16 protein-coding genes and 1 tRNA gene are annotated in these 16,726 nt (G+C 70.9%); 1 reads left to right on the top strand and 16 read right to left on the bottom strand.

Annotation, left to right across the window (positions count from 1 at the left end; translation table 11 throughout):
• Positions 1-14: 14 nt before the first annotated feature.
• The 4 genes from ABCU91_RS06555 to ABCU91_RS06540 form a co-directional block, all read right to left on the bottom strand.
• Positions 15-1,826 carry a glycoside hydrolase family 15 protein gene (locus ABCU91_RS06555; RefSeq protein ID WP_413355224.1) on the bottom strand — a complete coding sequence of 604 codons (1,812 nt, stop codon included), beginning with the start codon at positions 1,824-1,826 and terminating at the stop codon, positions 15-17.
• A gap of 79 nt (positions 1,827-1,905) precedes the next feature.
• Positions 1,906-3,093 carry a glycosyltransferase gene (locus tag ABCU91_RS06550; RefSeq protein ID WP_413355223.1) on the bottom strand — a complete coding sequence of 396 codons (1,188 nt, stop codon included), beginning with the start codon at positions 3,091-3,093 and terminating at the stop codon, positions 1,906-1,908.
• A gap of 62 nt (positions 3,094-3,155) precedes the next feature.
• Entirely contained in the window at positions 3,156-3,773 is a 618-nt protein-coding gene (locus tag ABCU91_RS06545) for a DUF2510 domain-containing protein (RefSeq protein ID WP_413355222.1), read from the bottom strand.
• A complete protein-coding gene (locus tag ABCU91_RS06540) occupies positions 3,770-4,366 on the bottom strand; it encodes an isochorismatase family protein (RefSeq protein WP_413355221.1) in 597 nt (198 codons plus the stop codon). The genes ABCU91_RS06545 and ABCU91_RS06540 overlap by 4 nt, the downstream gene beginning before the upstream one ends.
• Before the next feature lie 61 nt (positions 4,367-4,427).
• On the opposite strand from ABCU91_RS06540, the gene ABCU91_RS06535 reads away from it, so the two are divergent.
• Entirely contained in the window at positions 4,428-4,817 is a 390-nt protein-coding gene (locus ABCU91_RS06535; RefSeq protein WP_413355220.1) for a DUF3054 domain-containing protein, read from the top strand.
• Here ABCU91_RS06535 and ABCU91_RS06530 read toward each other — a convergent pair whose 3' ends face one another.
• The 12 genes from ABCU91_RS06530 to ABCU91_RS06475 form a co-directional block, all read right to left on the bottom strand.
• Positions 4,818-6,983, bottom strand: a complete 2,166-nt coding sequence (locus ABCU91_RS06530) for an MMPL family transporter (RefSeq protein WP_413355219.1) — start codon at positions 6,981-6,983, stop codon at positions 4,818-4,820.
• A gap of 44 nt (positions 6,984-7,027) precedes the next feature.
• A complete protein-coding gene (locus ABCU91_RS06525; RefSeq protein ID WP_413355218.1) occupies positions 7,028-7,426 on the bottom strand; it encodes a hypothetical protein in 399 nt (132 codons plus the stop codon).
• Between the two features lie 17 nt (positions 7,427-7,443).
• Positions 7,444-7,519, bottom strand: a tRNA-Thr gene (locus ABCU91_RS06520).
• Positions 7,520-7,587: 68 nt separating this feature from the next.
• Positions 7,588-9,147 carry an alpha/beta hydrolase gene (locus ABCU91_RS06515; RefSeq protein ID WP_413355217.1) on the bottom strand — a complete coding sequence of 520 codons (1,560 nt, stop codon included), beginning with the start codon at positions 9,145-9,147 and terminating at the stop codon, positions 7,588-7,590.
• Entirely contained in the window at positions 9,144-10,298 is a 1,155-nt protein-coding gene (locus ABCU91_RS06510; RefSeq protein ID WP_413355216.1) for a DNA polymerase III subunit delta', read from the bottom strand. Before ABCU91_RS06510 ends, ABCU91_RS06515 begins: the two co-directional genes overlap by 4 nt.
• 30 nt (positions 10,299-10,328) lie before the next feature.
• Complete coding sequence (gene tmk / locus ABCU91_RS06505) at positions 10,329-10,964, bottom strand: dTMP kinase (RefSeq protein ID WP_406922382.1); 636 nt, start codon at positions 10,962-10,964, stop codon at positions 10,329-10,331.
• Positions 10,961-13,624, bottom strand: coding sequence for a type I DNA topoisomerase (topA, locus tag ABCU91_RS06500; protein WP_413355215.1), 2,664 nt, complete (start codon positions 13,622-13,624; stop codon positions 10,961-10,963). The genes tmk and topA overlap by 4 nt, the downstream gene beginning before the upstream one ends.
• A gap of 77 nt (positions 13,625-13,701) precedes the next feature.
• Positions 13,702-14,022, bottom strand: a complete 321-nt coding sequence (locus ABCU91_RS06495; RefSeq protein ID WP_413355214.1) for an Rv3654c family TadE-like protein — start codon at positions 14,020-14,022, stop codon at positions 13,702-13,704.
• Positions 14,022-14,360: a TadE family type IV pilus minor pilin gene (locus ABCU91_RS06490; protein WP_406922385.1), complete on the bottom strand. Its 339-nt coding sequence runs from the start codon at positions 14,358-14,360 to the stop codon at positions 14,022-14,024. Before ABCU91_RS06490 ends, ABCU91_RS06495 begins: the two co-directional genes overlap by 1 nt.
• Positions 14,357-14,560: a DUF4244 domain-containing protein gene (locus ABCU91_RS06485; RefSeq protein WP_307468277.1), complete on the bottom strand. Its 204-nt coding sequence runs from the start codon at positions 14,558-14,560 to the stop codon at positions 14,357-14,359. The genes ABCU91_RS06490 and ABCU91_RS06485 overlap by 4 nt, the downstream gene beginning before the upstream one ends.
• A gap of 43 nt (positions 14,561-14,603) precedes the next feature.
• A complete protein-coding gene (locus ABCU91_RS06480) occupies positions 14,604-15,494 on the bottom strand; it encodes a type II secretion system F family protein (protein ID WP_413355383.1) in 891 nt (296 codons plus the stop codon).
• A complete protein-coding gene (locus ABCU91_RS06475; protein WP_413355213.1) occupies positions 15,494-16,483 on the bottom strand; it encodes a TadA family conjugal transfer-associated ATPase in 990 nt (329 codons plus the stop codon). The genes ABCU91_RS06480 and ABCU91_RS06475 overlap by 1 nt, the downstream gene beginning before the upstream one ends.
• Positions 16,484-16,726: the final 243 nt, after the last annotated feature.

Genomic DNA, 16,726 nt, shown 5'->3' with positions numbered 1-16,726 from the left:
TGGTCTGGTGGTCCTCAACGGCCGTCGGCGTCGTCGCCGACCAACTCGCGGATGGTGAGCGCCGCTCGGATGAGGGCGAGGTGGCTGAGCGCCTGCGGCAGGTTGCCGAGGAATGCGCCGTCTTCGGGGTCGATCATCTCGGCGTACATGCCGACGTCGTTCCCGGCGGCGACGAGCTCGTTCATCGCCGCGATGCCCTCGTCGTGACGTCCGACGCACACGAGCGCGGCGGCACGCCAGAAGCTGCAGGCGACGAACGTCGCCTCCTCGTCGCGCATGCCGGTGTAACGGAACAGGTGCGGCCCCTCGCCGAGCTCTCCCGTCAGCGCGTCGATCGTGCGCGACATCCGCTCGCCTCGGTCGAACCCGCTCAGCGAGTGCAGCAGGACGGAGGCGTCGAGGTCGCGGCTGCCCTGCGCCATGACGTAAGCGCCGCGGGACTCCGACCAGCCGTGCTCGTCGACCCAGGCGCGGACGAGCGCCGCCTCGGCAGCCCACCGCTCGCTGCTGCCCGGGATCTGGCCGAGCTCGGCGAGAGCGACGGCGTCGTTGAGCGCCTGCCAGCACCCCATCTTCGACGAGGTGTAGTGCCGCTCCTCGGGAAGCTCCCACATGCCCGAATCCGGGTTCCGCCACGAGTCGCACACCTTGTCGGCGTACATCGAGAGCATCCGCCCCGTCTCGACGTCGAGGGCGTTCCCGGCTTCGACGTATGCGCGGCAGATCGCGAACAGATCCCCGTATACACCGAGCTGGAGCTGCTCCCGGGCGGGGTTGCCGCTCACCACCGGACCGACGCCGCGCCAGCCGGGGACGTCGTAGGTCGTGACGTGTCCGTCGAGCTCGCCGTCGAGGGTGTACATGACGTGCAGTTCCGGGCCGTGCCGGCGGATCGTCCGCAGCAGCCACGAGATCGCCGCGTGGGTCTCCTCCCGCAGACCGAAGCCGATGAGCGCATCGACGGTGTAGGCAAGGTCGCGCACCCACGCGAGCCGGTAGTCCCAGTTCTTGCCGCCGGTCAGGTCCTCCGGGAGCGAGGTCGTCGCAGCCGCCGCGATCGCGCCCGTCGGGCTGTGGATCAGCATCTTCAGCATGAGCGCGCTGCGCTGCACGTCGTTCGCCCAGGGGCCGTCGTACGAGAACTCCCGGGACCACGCGCGCCACGCCTCGATCGTGCGATCGATGCCGCGATCGACGTTGTCGGGGTCGGGGAAGTGGATCGGTTCGTCGTGGGTACCGACGACGATCAGCAGATGCCGGCTCCCCTGCGAGGTCGTGAACCCGCCCGCGAGCCCCGTCGCGATGCCGTCCGACGACGCGGCGGGCTCCGGACCGTAGTCCCGCCCCGTGACTCCGATCGTCGTGAGTCCGGAGCGGAGGATGCTGCGCTCGTTCGCGCGGTCGTGCCAGGGCGCGGCGGTCTTCAGCGACGTCCCCGGCTGCACCCGCCAGCGGAAGGCGACCTCGCCTTCGACGCCGTCGACCCGTCGTGCGAGTTCCGCCCACGGAAGCCGCCCCGCGACGCCCGTCACGAGCGCGTCTGTCACGGTCGCTTTGCCCGACGCCGTCATGAACGTCGTGACGAGGACGTTCGTGCGGGGAAGGTATCGCCGACGCACCTGGTACTCCTCGACCGGCTCGAGCTCGATGCACCCGCCCGCGTCGTCGTCGAGCAGCCGTCCGAAGATCGGCAGGTCGTCGATGCCGGGGATCGGCATCCAGTCGATCTGGCCGCGGAGACCGATCAGCGCGATCGTGCGTCCGTCGCCGATCGGCGCGTAGCTGCGCAGATCCTGACCGGGGCCGGTGTCGTCGAGGTGAGGCACACGTCAACTCTCGCCGGGGCCGCGAGGGATGGGATGCCGGTTGACACCCCGCCGTCGATGTGGGACGAGGCGGCGTGCCTCAGGCGGCCACGGCGGCGCGCTCTGCGAGTCCGTCGATCGCGCCTCGATAGGCATCGAGCATCCGCTCCGCGCCGACCCGGTGACGCGCGGCCAACGCGGCGGCCCGGTAGTCCGGCCGGCGCGCGATGACCTTCGCCCATGCGCCCGCGATGGCGTCGGCGTCGTGCGGGGTGACGAGTCCGATCCCCGACACGACCTGCGCCGCGTCGCCGACGGCGGTCGTCACGGGTGTCGCCCCGCATGCCGCACCCTCAATGAGGCAGAGCGGCGACGCCTCGCCGAACGCGCTCGTGAGCGCGACGATGTCGGCGCTGCGGTAGACCCGCGGCATGTCGTCACGGATCCCGAGCCGGTGGATGCGATCGGCGGGCGCCCCCGCATCCTCGATCGCGGCGGTCAGGGCGGCGTTGTCGACCGTCATGCCGGCGCCGCACATGACGTACTGCGCTCGAGCGTCCCGCCGCGCGTGGGCGGCGACGGCGCGGAGGAAGAGCCCCGGGTCCTTCATCGCATCGAAACGGGCCGCGAAGACGACGACCGGGGCGGTCGGGGTGATACCGAGCTGGCTGCGCAGCGGCATCCGCTCGTACGGCTTGGGGCGGTAGCGCGCGAGGTCGACCCCGTTCGGGATCACGAATCGGTCGACGGCCGGCGTGACGAACCGCGCGTAGGCGTCGCTGGTCGATTCGGCGCACGAGATGGTCGACGTGAGACGACCGGATGCCGCCAACTCCCCCAGCCAGCGGACCGCGGCGCCCGAGTGCGTCGGGTCCGACCGGTGCAGGCACGCGGCGATGGGCACGTCGGGCAGCAGGCCTCGCGCGTCCAGCGCGAGCAAGAGCCCGAGGGGCTGCTCCTTCAGGGTGAGGATCACATCGGCGCGGGCGACGGCGTCCGCGGCGATCTCGAGCTCCGCTGCCGTGAAGCTCTCGGGCGCGGGGGCGACGGCTCCGGCTTCGCGTCCGAGGTCGGACACCTCGATGCCCGCCTCGCGCAGCCACCGGTACCGCGGGTCGTCGGTCATCGGCTGCAGCGCGCCCTCGCGGCGTGCCTGCGAGGCGATGGACAGCACGGAATGCTCGTGCGCCCCGTCGACGTGGAGTCCCGTGATGACGTTCGTGTGCAGCACGCGGGCACCGCCGGCGAACAGGCCTTCGTAGAGCGAGAGGATGCGGGGACGACTCATTCCCCCATGGTCAGGCGGCGAGGCCCGAGGGCGATGAACCCCAGGTGACCATCGCGTGAAGATCAGCGCGCGGTCGTCACCGCGGTCCACGCCGCGTCGGAGAACACCGTCACCCACGCCGCGAAGACGACGAGACCGAGCAGCGTCGCCGCCAGCCAGCCCCAGAGCGGAGCGAGCCCCCGGCCCGTGCGCCGACGGACGACGACCGAGCGTCCGACGACGTAGACGCCCAGCGTGGCCACGAAGGCGAGCGCCGCCCAGCCCCACGCGAACGGCGCGTCGATGCCGCGCCGACGGAGCGCCCGGCGGTCGAGCCAGGCGAACAGGACGGCGATCGCGACGAGCACCAGATCCACGGCGACGAGGAGAACGAGGCCGGCCGCGATGCCGCCCGAGGGCGTGAGTCCATCGATCCGGGCGAGGGATGCCGCGTCGAAGAACACCCCCGTGTACAGCGGGAGGACGGACGCAACGATCGCCAGCCAGATCCACACCGTCCCCGGGCGCAGGCGCGATGCCGGCGCGGGCGAGGGCACCTGCGGAGCCGGAGCGGCAGCCGGAGTCGGAGCCGCGTTCTGCGGCGCGACCGTGTCCGTGGCCCAGTCGCTGCCGTCCCACCAGCGCAGCTGACCGGGCTCGCCCGGATCGGCGTACCACCCGGCGGGCGCCTGACGGGTCACGGGGTTCCGTCGTGGTCGTCGGCCGACACGGCGAGCTCGGCTCCGGCGTGGGCGAGCTCGGCGAGAGCGGCGTCACTCGGTGCGGGCGCGACACCGGCGATCAGGTCGGTGAGGATGCGGACGCGACGCCCGTGCGCGATGGCGTCGAGACCCGAGGCGCGCACGCAGTGATCCGTCGCGATGCCGGTGACGTCGACCTCGACGACCCCGTGCGCCGTGAGGATGTCGGCGACCGTCTCACCGGCATCCGTCACGCCTTCGAACAGGGAGTAGGCGGGGATCCCCTGCCCCTTCTTCACGTGGTGGGTGACAGCGCTCGTGTCGAGGCCTGGATCGTAGTCGGCCCCGGGAGTGCCGGCCACGCAGTGCACCGGCCACGAGTCGAAGAAGTCCGGCGTGGCCGAGAAGTGGCCGCCGTTGTCGCCGTCGCCGTCGTGCCAGTCGCGCGAGGCGACGATCACGTCGTAGTCGGCGGCGTGCGCGCGCAGGTGCCCGGTGATCGCCGTGGCGACCGCGTCACCTCCGTCGACGCCCAGGGCGCCGCCCTCCGTGAAGTCGTTCTGCACATCGACGATGAACAGCGCTCGAGTCATGAGTCGAGAGTACGACGGGTGGGCTCCTGGTGCGCGCAGCCGGCGCGACTACCCTGACGGAATGGCCTCCCCCGACCGCACCGCTCCCCCCACCGGCCGGATCCTCGCGGCGTTCGGCATCGACGTCGTCCTCGTGGTGATCTTCGCCGCCATCGGACGGGCGAGCCACGACGAAGCGCCGATCGCGGGCCTTGCAACCACGGCCGGCCCCTTCGTGGCCGCACTCGCCCTCGGCTGGCTGCTCTCGCTCGCGTGGCGTGCACCGTGGGCGGTCGTCCGCACCGGCATCCCCGTCTGGATGGTCACGGTCGCGGGCGGGATGATCCTCCGCGCCGTGACCGGTCAGGGCGTGCAGGTCGCCTTCGTCATCGTCGCCGCATCCGTCCTGCTCCTGATGCTCGTCGGATGGCGCGTCGTCGCGGCGCTCGTCGTACGGCGGCGCTCCCGCTGATCAGTCGTCGACGCGCGAGAGCTTCGACGGCCACCAGATCTTCTTGCCGATGTCGTAGGCGAGCGCGGGCACGAGGAGCGACCGCACGATGAACGTGTCGAGCAGGACGCCGAACGCGACGATGAAGGCGAGCTGCACCAGGAACAGGATCTGGATGACCCCGAGCGCCGCGAACGTGGCCGCGAGCACGAGACCCGCCGAGGTGATGACCCCGCCCGTCGCGACGAGGCCGCGGAGGATGCCGCGCCGTGTGCCGTGGTGGATCGACTCCTCCCGCACACGCGACATGAGGAAGATGTTGTAGTCGATGCCGAGCGCGACGAGGAAGACGAACCCGTAGAGCGGTACCGCGGGGTCGCCGCCGGGGAACCCGAACACCTCGTTGAAGACGAGCGCGCTGACGCCGAGCGCCGCCGCGAACGACACGATCACGCTGACGATCAGCAGCACCGGAGCGAGGATCGACCGGAGCAGCAGCATCAGGATCAGCAGGACGACCACGAGGATCACCGGGATGATGACCGTCCGGTCGCGGATCGACGTGTCATTGGTGTCGAGGTCTACCGCGGTCGTGCCACCCACGACGGCGTCCAGCGTCGTGCCCGAGACCGCCGCGCGCAGGTCGCGGACCGTGTCCTCGGCGGTGAGCGAGTCGGCGGCGTCCGACAGGGTCGCGACGAGCATCACGTCACCGCCGTCGACCGTCGGCGCCGGTGCGGGAGTCCCGGGAGGGCCCTGCGCGGTGACGACCAGCGCGCCGCCCTCGACGGCGACGTCGGCTTGACCGGCCGGCGCGTCGGCCGACACAATGGCCACCGACTCGATACCCGCCTGGTCCGCGACCAGCTCCACCGCGTCGGGCGCCTCGCCCTCGGGGACGATCACGTACAGCGGGCTCCCCGACCCGGCGGGGAAGTGCTCGGCGAGCACGGCCTGCCCGTCGCGCGCCTGCGACGCACCGAGGACGAGCTCGCTCGCGGGAACGCCGTCGGCCTTCAACTGCGTGACGCCGACGGATGCCGCCAGCAGCACCACCGTCGAGAGGATCCAGACGATCCGCGCGCGGCGCGCGACGAAGCGCGCGAGCTTCGCCCACAGGCCGCGTGTCGGCTGCGTCAGGTCGGCGGGGAGCTCGGTCATGCCGGTCGTGGGGATGAACGGCCAGAACGCCGCCCGCCCGACGAGGGCGAGCAGGGCCGGGAGGAAGGTGAGCGCCGACAGCATCGCGAACGCGATGCCGATCGAGGCGATGGGGCCGAGCGCGCGGTTGCTCGCCAGGTCACTGAGCAGGAGACACAGCAGACCTGCGATGACGGTTCCGCCCGACGCGAGGATCGGTTCGACCGCCCCGCGCCAGGCGGCGGTCGCGGCATCCCATCTCTTCCGACCCGCTCCGATCGCCTCGCGGAACCGGGCGACGTACAAGAGGGCGTAGTCGGTGGCGGCACCGATCACGAGGATGAAGAGAATGCCCTGCACCTGCCCGTTGAGGACGAGGATCTCCGCCTTGGCGAGCCACCAGACACTCAGAAGCGCGACGCACAGGGCGAACACCGAGGTCAACAGGACGAGGATCGGCAGGAGCGGCGACCGGTAGACGATCACGAGGATGACGAACACGGCGCCGAGCGCGACGAGCAGCAGGAGACCGTCGATGCCGGTGAACCCGGTCGCGAGGTCCGCCGTAAAGCCCGCGGGACCGGTCACCCACGCGCTCAGCCCGTCGGGCGCGTCGGCGGCGACGAGGTCGCGGATCTCGCCGACGACGTCGGTCACCTCTCCCGAGGCGCCGATCGAGACCACGACCTGGGCCGCTTCGCCGTCCTCGGACGGGATCGCGGGAGACACCTCCTGCACGCCCTCCAGCTCGCCGAGCTGGTCGGCGACGGCCTGCACGCCCTCCAGCTGCGTCCGGTCGAGGGCGCCATCGGCATCGAAGACCACGAGGGCGGGAATCGCGTCACCGCCGAGGAAGTCGCCGAGTCGCTCCTGCACCTGCGTCGACTCCGCACTCTGCGGCAGGAAGCTCGACTGGTCGTTCGTCGAGACCTCGTCGACCTTGCCGAAGTACGGTCCGCCGATGGACCCGCCGGCCAGCCAGATGACGACGAGGACGAGCGGGAGGGCGATGCGCAACCAGCGGGAGGGCGTCGATGCAGGAGACATATACCTAGATTAGCTAGATATACGCTTTTTCAGCAATACGGCCGTCAGGCCGGTGCGACGCGGACGAAGTAGGCGACGATCGAAAGTGCGGATGCGAGGAGTCCGAGGGCCGCTCCGCCGACGGCCAATCCGGTGAGAAGCCGCAGGACCGGCGGTCGGCGCGTGAATCTCATCCGGTCGTGCCAGCCGTGCCGGTACCAGATGTTCGCGGCGGGCTCGTCGGCGAGGCGGTCGCGGTCCTCGTCGGCGAGAGGAGCCGAATTGACCTCGCCCTCGCTGTCGATCCAGCGCAGCGTGCGCCCGTCGTCGTCGAGGTACGCCTCGGCGGGGAGCCAGCTGCCGTCGGATGCCCACACGACGACGGCGACGATACCGAAGGCCACCGCCGCGCCGAATCCGACCCACGTGAAGATCTCGAGAATCGCATCGAGGGCTTGTGTCACCCGTGTGTCCTCTGTTCTGGAGCCACCTAAGGGAATCGAACCCTTGACCTATTCATTACGAGTGAATCGCTCTGCCGTCTGAGCTAAGGTGGCGCGCTTCGCTCGCGCGTTGCACGATCATCGATCCTACAGGGTCCGGAGCCATGCTGCGAACGCGAGCCTCACGGCGCCTCGCATCGAAGGTCTCCATCCGGCACCCTGTCGTCCTCGAAGTACGCCACGACGGCGTCGTCGATGCACGCGTTCCCCTTGTTGAAGCCCGTGTGCCCCTCCCCCACACGCGTGAGCAGGATGCCGGAGCTCAGCTGCTTCGCGAGAGCAGCAGACCACTCGTACGGGGTCGCCGGGTCGTTTGTCGTGCCGATGACGAGGATCGGGGCGGCACCCTCCGCGTGGATCTCGTCGCGGGAGCCGGTCGGCGGGTAGGGCCACGCGTCGCAGAGACTCACGTCGGAGGACCAGTACGGCGCGAAGGTCGGCGCCTTCTCCGCGACCTCGGCGTTCGCCTCCTCCACGACGTCGGCCGGGTCGGCGGGGTAGTCCATGCAGTTGTACGCCGAGAACGCCTCGGTCGAATTGTCGAGGTACTGCCCCTCGTACCGGTTGTAGTACCGGTCGACGAGCCCGAACATCTCGTCCGCGTCGCCCTCGAGGACGCCCGTGATCGCCGAGGACAGCGATGACCAGTTGCCCTCGCTGTAGAGCGCCGAGACGATGCCGGTGACGAGGGAATCGGCTCCCAGCTTCCGTCCATCGCTCGCCGTCAGCGGGCTGGCATCGACCGCGGCGAGCGCGTCACCCATCTGCTGCCGGGCGTTCGCCTCTGTTCCGCTGAAGGGGCAGTCGGACCCCGCGAGACAGTTGGCGAGGTAGGCGTCGAACGCCGATTGGAACCCGGCTGCCTGGCGGGCACCGACGATCGCGCTCGGGATCGACGGGTCGAGCCCGCCGTCGAGGACGACCCGGCCGACGTTCTTCGGGAACAGCTCCGCGTAGGTCGCGCCGAGGTACGAACCGTAGGAGTACCCGAGGTACGAGAGCTTCCGGTCACCGAGGACGCCGCGCAGGAGGTCGAGGTCGCGCGCGGCGCTCTCGGTCGTGACGTGAGGCAGCAGACCGTCGCTGTTGACATCGCACGCGCGGGCGAACGACTCCGCCGACGACTGCTGCTCGGACGTCCGCTCGGCCGTGCCCCGCGGCGCCGAGGGGATGTCGAAGAGGTACCGATCCATCGCCGCGGCATCCAGGCATCGGACCGCCGTCGAGCGCCCGACACCGCGCGGGTCGAAGCCCACGACGTCGTAGCTGTCGAGCAACTCGTCCCCGACGGCGAAACTCGCCGCCTGCTGCACCATGTCGACGCCGCTGGCGCCGGGGCCGCCGGGATTCACAAAGAGCGATCCCTTGGCCGTGCCGCTCGAGGCCAGGCGCACGATGACGGACAGCTCGATGTCTCCCGCACCGGCATCCGACCAGTCCTTCGGGGCGGTGATCTGTGCACACTGATAATCGCCGTCGCCGACCCCGCGGCAGCTCTCCCAGTCGACGCTCTGGCCGTAGTACGCCTCGAAGCCGGCCGGGGCGCCCTGGGTCACCGGCGTGCGATGCGGGGCCGGCCGATCGTCGGAGGATCGCTTCGGCGTGCAGCCGGCGACCAGGGCGACGGCTACGCCGACGGCGAGGACTGCAGCAGCGGCACGACGCCAGCCTCCGCGGATCACGGGGTGCGTCCCGTCGCGACGGTGATGAGCATGCTCTCGAGCGCGAGGGCGGGTGCCGCGTTGCCCTGCAGGTTGGTGCGCGTGAGCGCGATCGCGTCGAGCACCGTCAGGGTGTGCTGCGGCGTCCACGCCGTCGCCAGGGATTCGATCTCGCTCGTCAGCTCGCGGTTGATCAGTTCGGTGTCGCGCCCGAACTGGCGCATGAGCGTGTCTCTGTAGAGCGACTCGAGATCGGTGAGCACGCGGTCGATCCCGTCGCGGAGGCTGCGCGTCGCGCGGCGCTTCTGCTCGTCCTCCAGGGCACTGACCTGGCTTCGCACGGCGGGGGGCACGGCGCTTCCCGGCGGGACGCCGAGAGTCCGCAGCAGCCCCTCGCGCTCACTCTCGTCGCGTTCCGCCGTCAGCGCCTTGGCGTCCTCGGTCGCCGACTGCACGATTGTCGCCGCGATCTCGACCGCATCGCCGACACCGCGGACCCCGAGCACACCTCGGAGGGTCCGTTCGCGGCGTTCTCGCGACGCGGCATCCGTCGCCAGTCGCTGCGCCATGCCGATGTGACGCTGAGCGAGCCTCGCCGACTGCTCGGCGACGCTCTCGTCGACACCTGTGCGCTGCACGATGAGTCGCGCGACATCGGCGACGTCGGGCTCCCGCAGCCGGAGGATCCGCACGCGGGAGCGGATCGTGGGCAGGAGGTCCGCGTCGCTGGGCGCACACAGGATCCACACGGTCTGCTCGGGCGGCTCTTCGAGCGCCTTCAGCAGGACGTTGCTCGTGCGCTCGACCATGCGGTCGGCGTCCTCCATGACCATCACCCGGTAGCGGCCGAGCGAGGGCGAGAAGTACGAGCGCTCGACCAACGAGCGGGCGTCCTTGATGGAGATGATGACGCCTTCGGTGCGCAGAGCCGCGAGATCGGGGTGCGTTCGGGCCATGACCTGGCGCATCGCGTTCTCGTCGCCGGGCTCGGCGACGAGCGCCGCCGCGAAGGCGTAGGCGAGGGTCGAGCGTCCCGATCCGGGCGGGCCGGTGATGAGCCACGCGTGGGCGAGCTGCGAGGGGTCGGATGCCGCGGCCCGCAACTGCGCGACAGCCTCGTCCTGGCCCCAGACCTCGCCCCACGGGAGCGCGTCGACGGTGGTGGCGGTCATGCGGTTCAGCCTACGAGGTGGCGGCGACGCTCAAGACGAGCGTGTGGACAGACGCTCGTCCACTCGCGCGCGGATCGCGTCGGCGATCACCTCGATGGGCTGCGTCGCGTCGACGACCAGGAAGCGCTCCGGCTCGGCATCCGCCAACGCGAGGAAGGCGGCGCGCACTCGTTCGTGGAACGCGCTCTTCTCGGCTTCGAGCCGGTCGAACGGCTTGTCGGCGGCATCCAACCGATCCCGAGCGGTCGCGGGGTCGACGTCGAGCAGGACGGTGACGTCAGGCAGCGCGCCCTCGGCGGCCCACAGCGACAGGTCGCGGATCTCGCCGCCGTCGAGCACGCGCCCGGCGCCCTGGTAGGCGACCGAGCTGTCGAGGTAGCGGTCCTGGATGACGACCTCGCCGCGGGCGAGGGCCGGTCGCACGTGCGTGGCGACGTGGTGCGCGCGGTCCGCGGCGTACAGGAGAGCCTCGGCGCGCGGGGCGATGTCGCCGCGGTGGTGCAGCACGATATCGCGGATGAGGACGCCCACCTCGGTGCCGCCGGGTTCGCGCGTGCGGACGACGCTGCGACCCTGCTCACGGAGCCACTGCTCCAGCAGGGCCGCCTGCGTCGTCTTGCCCGACCCGTCGCCACCCTCGAGGGTGATCCAGAGCCCGGCGGTCACTTCTTCTTCGCCGCCGGTTTGCGCGCGGCGGTCTTGCGGGTCGTGCGCTTGGGCGCCGGTCCCTTCGCTCGCTTGTCGGCCAGCATCTGCACCGCGACCTCGAACGTGATGTCGTCCGCCGTCTGCCCGCGCGGGATGGTGACGTTCGTCGTCCCGTCGGTGACGTAGGCGCCGAAGCGGCCGTCCTTAATGCGGATCGGCTTGCCGCTGACCGGATCGGCCTCGAACTCCTTGAGCGAGGTGGCGGCCCGGTTGGCGTACTTGGGCTGCGAGTAGATCTCGAGGGCCTGCTCGAGCGTGATGTCGAAGATCATGTCCTCGCTCGCGATGCTCCGCGAGTCGGTGCCCTTCTTGATGTAGGGACCGTACGGACCGTTCTGCGCCGTGATGACGGTGCCGGACTCGGGGTCGACCCCTACTTCGCGCGGCAGCGACAGGAGCTTCAGCGCCGTCTCGAGATCGATCGTCTCGGGCGACATGCTCTTGAACAGCGACGCACGCTTGGGCTTCGGCGCGACCGCCTTCTTCGCACCGCGCTTGGGCTTGACCTCCTCGGCGGGTGCCTCCTCCTCGGGGAGCGCCTCTTCGAGGTAGGGGCCGAACCGGCCGTCCTTGATCACGACGTCGCGGCCGTTGTCGGGGTTCTGTCCGAGCACGCGGTCGCCGCCGACGGGGGCGTCGATGAGCTCCCGCGCCTTCTCGGGGGTCAGCTCGTCGGGGGCGAGATCTTCGGGGACGTTGATGCGACGCGGCGTCTCGGGGTCATCGCCCGGCACCTCGAGGTACGGTCCGTAGCGGCCGAACCGCAGGACCGCGACGTCGCCGATCTTCGTCGAGTTGATCTCGCGGGCGTCGATGTCGCCGAGGTTGTCGACGATGTTGCGCAGGCCCACGTGACCCTCGGAGCCGAAGTAGAACTCGCGCAGCCAGGCGGCGCGGTTCTGCTCACCGCGGGCGATCGCGTCGAGGTCGTCCTCGAGAGCGGCTGTGAAGTCGTAGTCGACGAGGTCGGCGAAGTGCTCCTCGAGCAGACGCACGATGCTGAAGGCGAGCCAGCTCGGCACGAGCGCCTGGCCGCGCTTGGACACGTAGCCGCGGTCGAGGATCACGTCGATGATGCTCGCGAAGGTCGACGGGCGTCCGATGCCGCGCTCTTCGAGCGCCTTGACGAGCGAGGCCTCGGTGTAGCGGGGCTTCGGGCTCGTCGCGTGTCCCTTGGGCTCGACATCGGTCAACGTGAGGGCGTCGCCGACGGCGAGCGCGGGCAGCGACTGGTCGTCGGTCCGGTCGTTGTCGTGGCGCTTCTCGTCGCGCCCCTCCTCGTAGGCCTCGAGGAAGCCCTTGAAGGTGTAGACGGTGCCGGATGCCGTGAACGTCGCGGTCTGACCGGCGGCATCCGCGTCGATCGTGACGGTCGTGGTCTCGTACTTCGCGTCGGCCATCTGGCTGGCGACGGTGCGCTTCCAGATCAGCTCGTACAGGCGCAGCTCGTCGCGGTCGAGGCCGGAGGTGACCTCCTTCGGCGTGCGGAAGTGCTCGCCCGAGGGTCGGATCGCCTCGTGCGCCTCCTGCGCGTTCTTCGCGTTGTTGCGGTAGCTGCGCGGGTTCGCGGGCACGGCCTTGTCGCCGTAGAGCGCGACCGCCTGCGTGCGCGCGGCGGTGACCGCCTGCGCCGACAGGGCGGTCGAGTCGGTGCGCATATAGGTGATGTAGCCCTTTTCGTAGAGGCGCTGCGCGACGCCCATGGCGTGCTTCGCGCTCATCGAGAGCTTGCGGCCGGCCTCCTGCTGGAGCGTCGAGGTCGTGAACGGCGGCTTCGGGCTGCGCGTGCCGGGCTTGGCCTCCACACTGACGACGGATGCCGCGGCCGACGCCTCGAGCGCTGTGGCCAGCTCGCGCGCCTGCTCCTCGGTGAGGACGACGACGGCCTTCTTCAGGGAGCCGGTGTCGTCGAAGTCGGTGCCGCGGGCCAGCGGTGCGCCGTCGAGGCGGGCGAGACGGATCGCGAAGGCATCCGACCCCTTCACCGCGGTGGAGTCGACGTCCCAGTACGAGGCGGAGACGAACGCCATGCGCTCGCGCTCACGCTCGACGACCATGCGGGTGGCAGCGGACTGGACGCGTCCGGCGCTCGTACCCTGACCGACCTTGCGGCGCGTGACGTCGGAGACGTCCCAGCCGTAGAGGCGGTCGAGGATGCGGCGGGTCTCCTGCGCGTCGACGAGGGCGTGGTCGAGCTCGCGGGTGTTCTTCACCGCGGCCTGGATGGCGTCCTTCGTGATCTCGTGGAAGACCATCCGCTTGACGGGGACCTTGGGCTTGAGGGTCTCGAGCAGGTGCCACGCGATGGCTTCGCCTTCGCGGTCCTCATCAGTGGCGAGGAGGAGTTCGTCCGCTCCCTTCAGCGCCCGCTTGAGCTCGGTGACCGTCTTCTTGCCGCGGTCGCTCTCCACATATAGAGGGGTGAAGTCGTTCTCGATGTCGATGGAGTACTTCCCAACGGAGGTCTTCTTCAGATCCGCGGGGATGTCCTTCTTGTCGGCGAGGTCGCGGATGTGTCCGACCGAACTCATGACCTCGTATCCGTCACCCAGGTATCCCTGGATCGAGCGCATCTTCGTCGGAGACTCGACGATGACGAGCTTCTTGCCCTGTGCCACGTGGCGTCCTTTCTTCGTTGCACACCATACACACCGCGTTGTCAAGAGTGCGCTGAGAGGGCTGGCCCTCGCGACGCTCACCCCGGCGGAGGCCCCGCACGCGCACGGGCCCTCGCGTCCCACGCACCGAAGGCGATGGAGACCTCGACGGTCGCGATCAGTCCGTCCAGGCGACACGCGCTCACCGACGCGCCGACCCGACCCGCGACCGCCGCCGCCTGATCGCACGGCTCGCCGGGCACGAGTCCCGACGCGGTGTCGGCGGCCGCAAGCGCCGCAGCATCCGCGGCACCGGAGGCACGGGCCGCGGTCGATGCGGCCGCACCCGCGGTCACGAAACCCACGGCGAGGGTCGCCGTGACCGCGAGGACTCCGACCGTCGCCGCCGTCCCGGCCATCAGTCGCCCTCCGGCGCGGCGAGGGCACACGACGTCGCCTGCAGGTCCGGCAGCGGCAGCGGGACCCCGACACCTGCCGACAGATCCGCGCAGACCAGATCTCCCTCGCGCCGAGTGCGCACCGTGACACCCGAAGCGAGAGCGGATGCCGCGGCCTGCACCCGGTCAGGCGACTCCTCGCGTGCCGCGAGCCGCGCTGCCTGCGCCGCAGCGTGCTCCAGTCGCACCTGGCGCCCGCCCACCGAGAGGGCCGAGACCGCCAGCACGATGACGAGGACGACGGCGGGGACCGTCACGGCGAACTCCGCCGCGACCGATCCCCGCTCGTCCCGCCTCATGAGACGGTGAGGGCGCGCCGGACGAGGTCGGTGAGGATGCCGCGCACCTCGTCCGAGCGCATGATGATCACCAGCAGCCCGGCGAAGGCGACGGCCGCCATCGTGGCGATGGCGTATTCGGCGGTCGCCGCGCCGGACTCGTCGGCGAAGAGCTCCGCCGCCCGGCGGCGGGTCAGGGTGGGCAGGTCGTGTGTCGTCATGATTCTCCTCCGGTGGGTTGCGAATGGTGGGCACGTCGTGGGCTCACAGGGTGAGCGGGGTCGTGGTGAGGACCGAGAGCAGCATCGGCCCGACGCCGAGCAGCAGGAAGGCGGGGAGCGTGCAGACGCCGAGCGGCAGCAGCAGTCGCCCCGAGAGGGTCGCCGCGCGAAGCCGCCCCTCGGTGCGCGCCGCCTGGCGGCGAGCCGCGGCATCCGCTCTCAGCAACTCGACGGCGGGGGCACCGGCCGATCGCGACAGAGCGAGCACCGCCTCGGTTCCCGCCGACGGCCCGAGCCCGGAGGCAGCCGTCGCCACCTCGATCGCCCGCGGGATGGACACCCCTCCCGACAGCGCGATCGCGATCACCTCGGCGTCGAGCCCCGGGATCTCCTCCCCCGGCTGAGCTCGGGCGACCAACGCACGCGTCCACCGGTGCGTCGTCAGCATGAGGAGCCCGCCCGCGACGAGACAGGCCGCGCCGACCGGAGTCGCGAGTGCGGCGAACGGATCGAACCCGAGAGCCGCGCCGAGCCCCAGAGCCACGAGCGGCAGCCACGAGATGAGCCGCGCCGTCGTCTGAGGTTCGGCGAGCGCCGTGCGGACGTCATCGCGAGCCTGGTGAGCGTCGCGAAGGGCTTCGGCCAGCCCGCGCAGACTCATCGCGAGCGGCGCGCCCACGACCGTCGCGACCTGCCACGCGATCCCGATCTGCCGCCAGGCATCACCGCGTTCGGAGAGAGCGGATGCCACCGAGCCACCGGCATCCCATCGGTCGCACACGGCGATCGCTGCCGGGTCTCCCGCGTCGGCGAGATGGCGCCACGCGGCGTGGGGCGCGATCCCCGCCTGCAGCAGGACGGCTAAGCGCTGGACGACCACAGCGACCTCCGCCGCGTCGGGCGACGCCGGCCCCCGCGCCGCCCTTCGGCGCATCACGAGACCTCCTCGATTCCGAGCCGGTCGTCCCGGACGACGGGGCGGGCGAGCCCGACCACGCGTCGCACGCCGTCGGACCCGCGTTCCACGTGGACGACCGCGCCGATCGCACTGGCGGTCTGTCGCGCAAGTGCACGATCATCCATTCCGGCGAGGGCACCCAGAGCCTCCAGCCGCGCGGGGACGTCCGCGAGACCGCTCGCGTGCACCGTCCCGGCACCGCCGTCGTGGCCCGTGTTCAGAGCGGTGAGGAGCTCTCGCACTTCCTCGCCGCGACACTCGCCCACCACCAGACGGTCGGGACGCATGCGCAGCGCTTCGCGGAGGAGACGGCCGAGCGGGATCGCGCCGACTCCCTCGAGGTTGGCCTGCCGCGCCTCGAGTCGGACGTGGTGAGGGTGGGCGATGCGGAGCTCCGCGACGTCCTCGATCGTCACGATCCGATCCGAGACCGGGACCCGCCCCAGCAGCGCGGCGAGCAACGTCGTCTTGCCTGCGCCTGTCGCCCCGGTGACCAGGACGTTGCTGCGCTGGTCGACGAGCCTCTCCAGCCGCGCACCCGTCGCCGCGTCGAACGCGCCGCGCCGACCGAGGTCGTCGAGATCCGGCATCCCGGTTCCCGGCAACCTGATGGAGATCGTCGCCCCCGCGCAGGAGATCGGCGGGAGAACCGCGTGGACGCGGACCCCATGCTCCCACCGGACGTCCGCGCACGGAGTCGCATCGTCGAGGTGGCGCCCGCCGAGTGCGATGAGGCCGACCGCGAGGTCACGGACCGCGCGCTCGTCGAGCTCCCAGTCCGGGACGCGCTCCGTCCCTCGGCCGCGGTCGATGTAGAGACCGTCGCAGCCGTTGACGAAGACGTCCGTGACATCCGGGTCCGTCAGGTACCGCCGGAGCGGCGCGACCACGGGATGCCCCGGCACCGGTCGCGGCTCTGCGGCGGCGCCGACACCTCGACGAGCGACGATGAACGGATGCGGCATGCCCGAGACGCTAGGCATCCTCAGCCGGTAGCGAGTCTCCGATGCCGGCGCCCGTGTACGACGGCGGATCGAGCGCACGTGTGCAGAAGGCGGCGCTGAGCACGCGCCGGGAAAGAGAGAAGGGCGGCACCCAGTGGGGGGGAAGGGTGCCGCCCACGCGATCGCGCATCAGGGGGGATCAGTGCGATCGCGAAGCCGAATCGATGTTCGGGCGGTAACTATCTTACGCTCCTCGCGCCCACG

Origin of the sequence: Microbacterium phoenicis (genome assembly GCF_047302325.1) — a bacterium.
In the GTDB taxonomy this organism is placed as follows: domain Bacteria; phylum Actinomycetota; class Actinomycetes; order Actinomycetales; family Microbacteriaceae; genus Microbacterium.
Note: the sequence above shows the minus strand (reverse complement) of the source record. Positions and strands in the feature narration are given on the sequence as shown.

Bases quoted from the DNA above. Each gene is read 5' to 3' on its own strand.
- ABCU91_RS06530 (WP_413355219.1), bottom strand. From the start codon at position 6,983: ATGTCTCCTGCATCGACGCCCTCCCGCTGGTTGCGCATCGCCCTCCCG.
- ABCU91_RS06510 (WP_413355216.1), bottom strand. From the start codon at position 10,298: ATGACCGCCACCACCGTCGACGCGCTCCCGTGGGGCGAGGTCTGGGGC.
- ABCU91_RS06550 (WP_413355223.1), bottom strand. From the start codon at position 3,093: ATGAGTCGTCCCCGCATCCTCTCGCTCTACGAAGGCCTGTTCGCCGGC.
- ABCU91_RS06540 (WP_413355221.1), bottom strand. From the start codon at position 4,366: ATGACTCGAGCGCTGTTCATCGTCGATGTGCAGAACGACTTCACGGAG.
- ABCU91_RS06495 (WP_413355214.1), bottom strand. From the start codon at position 14,022: ATGGCCGGGACGGCGGCGACGGTCGGAGTCCTCGCGGTCACGGCGACC.
- ABCU91_RS06480 (WP_413355383.1), bottom strand. From the start codon at position 15,494: ATGCGCCGAAGGGCGGCGCGGGGGCCGGCGTCGCCCGACGCGGCGGAG.
- ABCU91_RS06485 (WP_307468277.1), bottom strand. From the start codon at position 14,560: ATGACGACACACGACCTGCCCACCCTGACCCGCCGCCGGGCGGCGGAG.
- ABCU91_RS06475 (WP_413355213.1), bottom strand. From the start codon at position 16,483: ATGCCGCATCCGTTCATCGTCGCTCGTCGAGGTGTCGGCGCCGCCGCA.
- ABCU91_RS06490 (WP_406922385.1), bottom strand. From the start codon at position 14,360: ATGAGGCGGGACGAGCGGGGATCGGTCGCGGCGGAGTTCGCCGTGACG.
- ABCU91_RS06535 (WP_413355220.1), top strand. From the start codon at position 4,428: ATGGCCTCCCCCGACCGCACCGCTCCCCCCACCGGCCGGATCCTCGCG.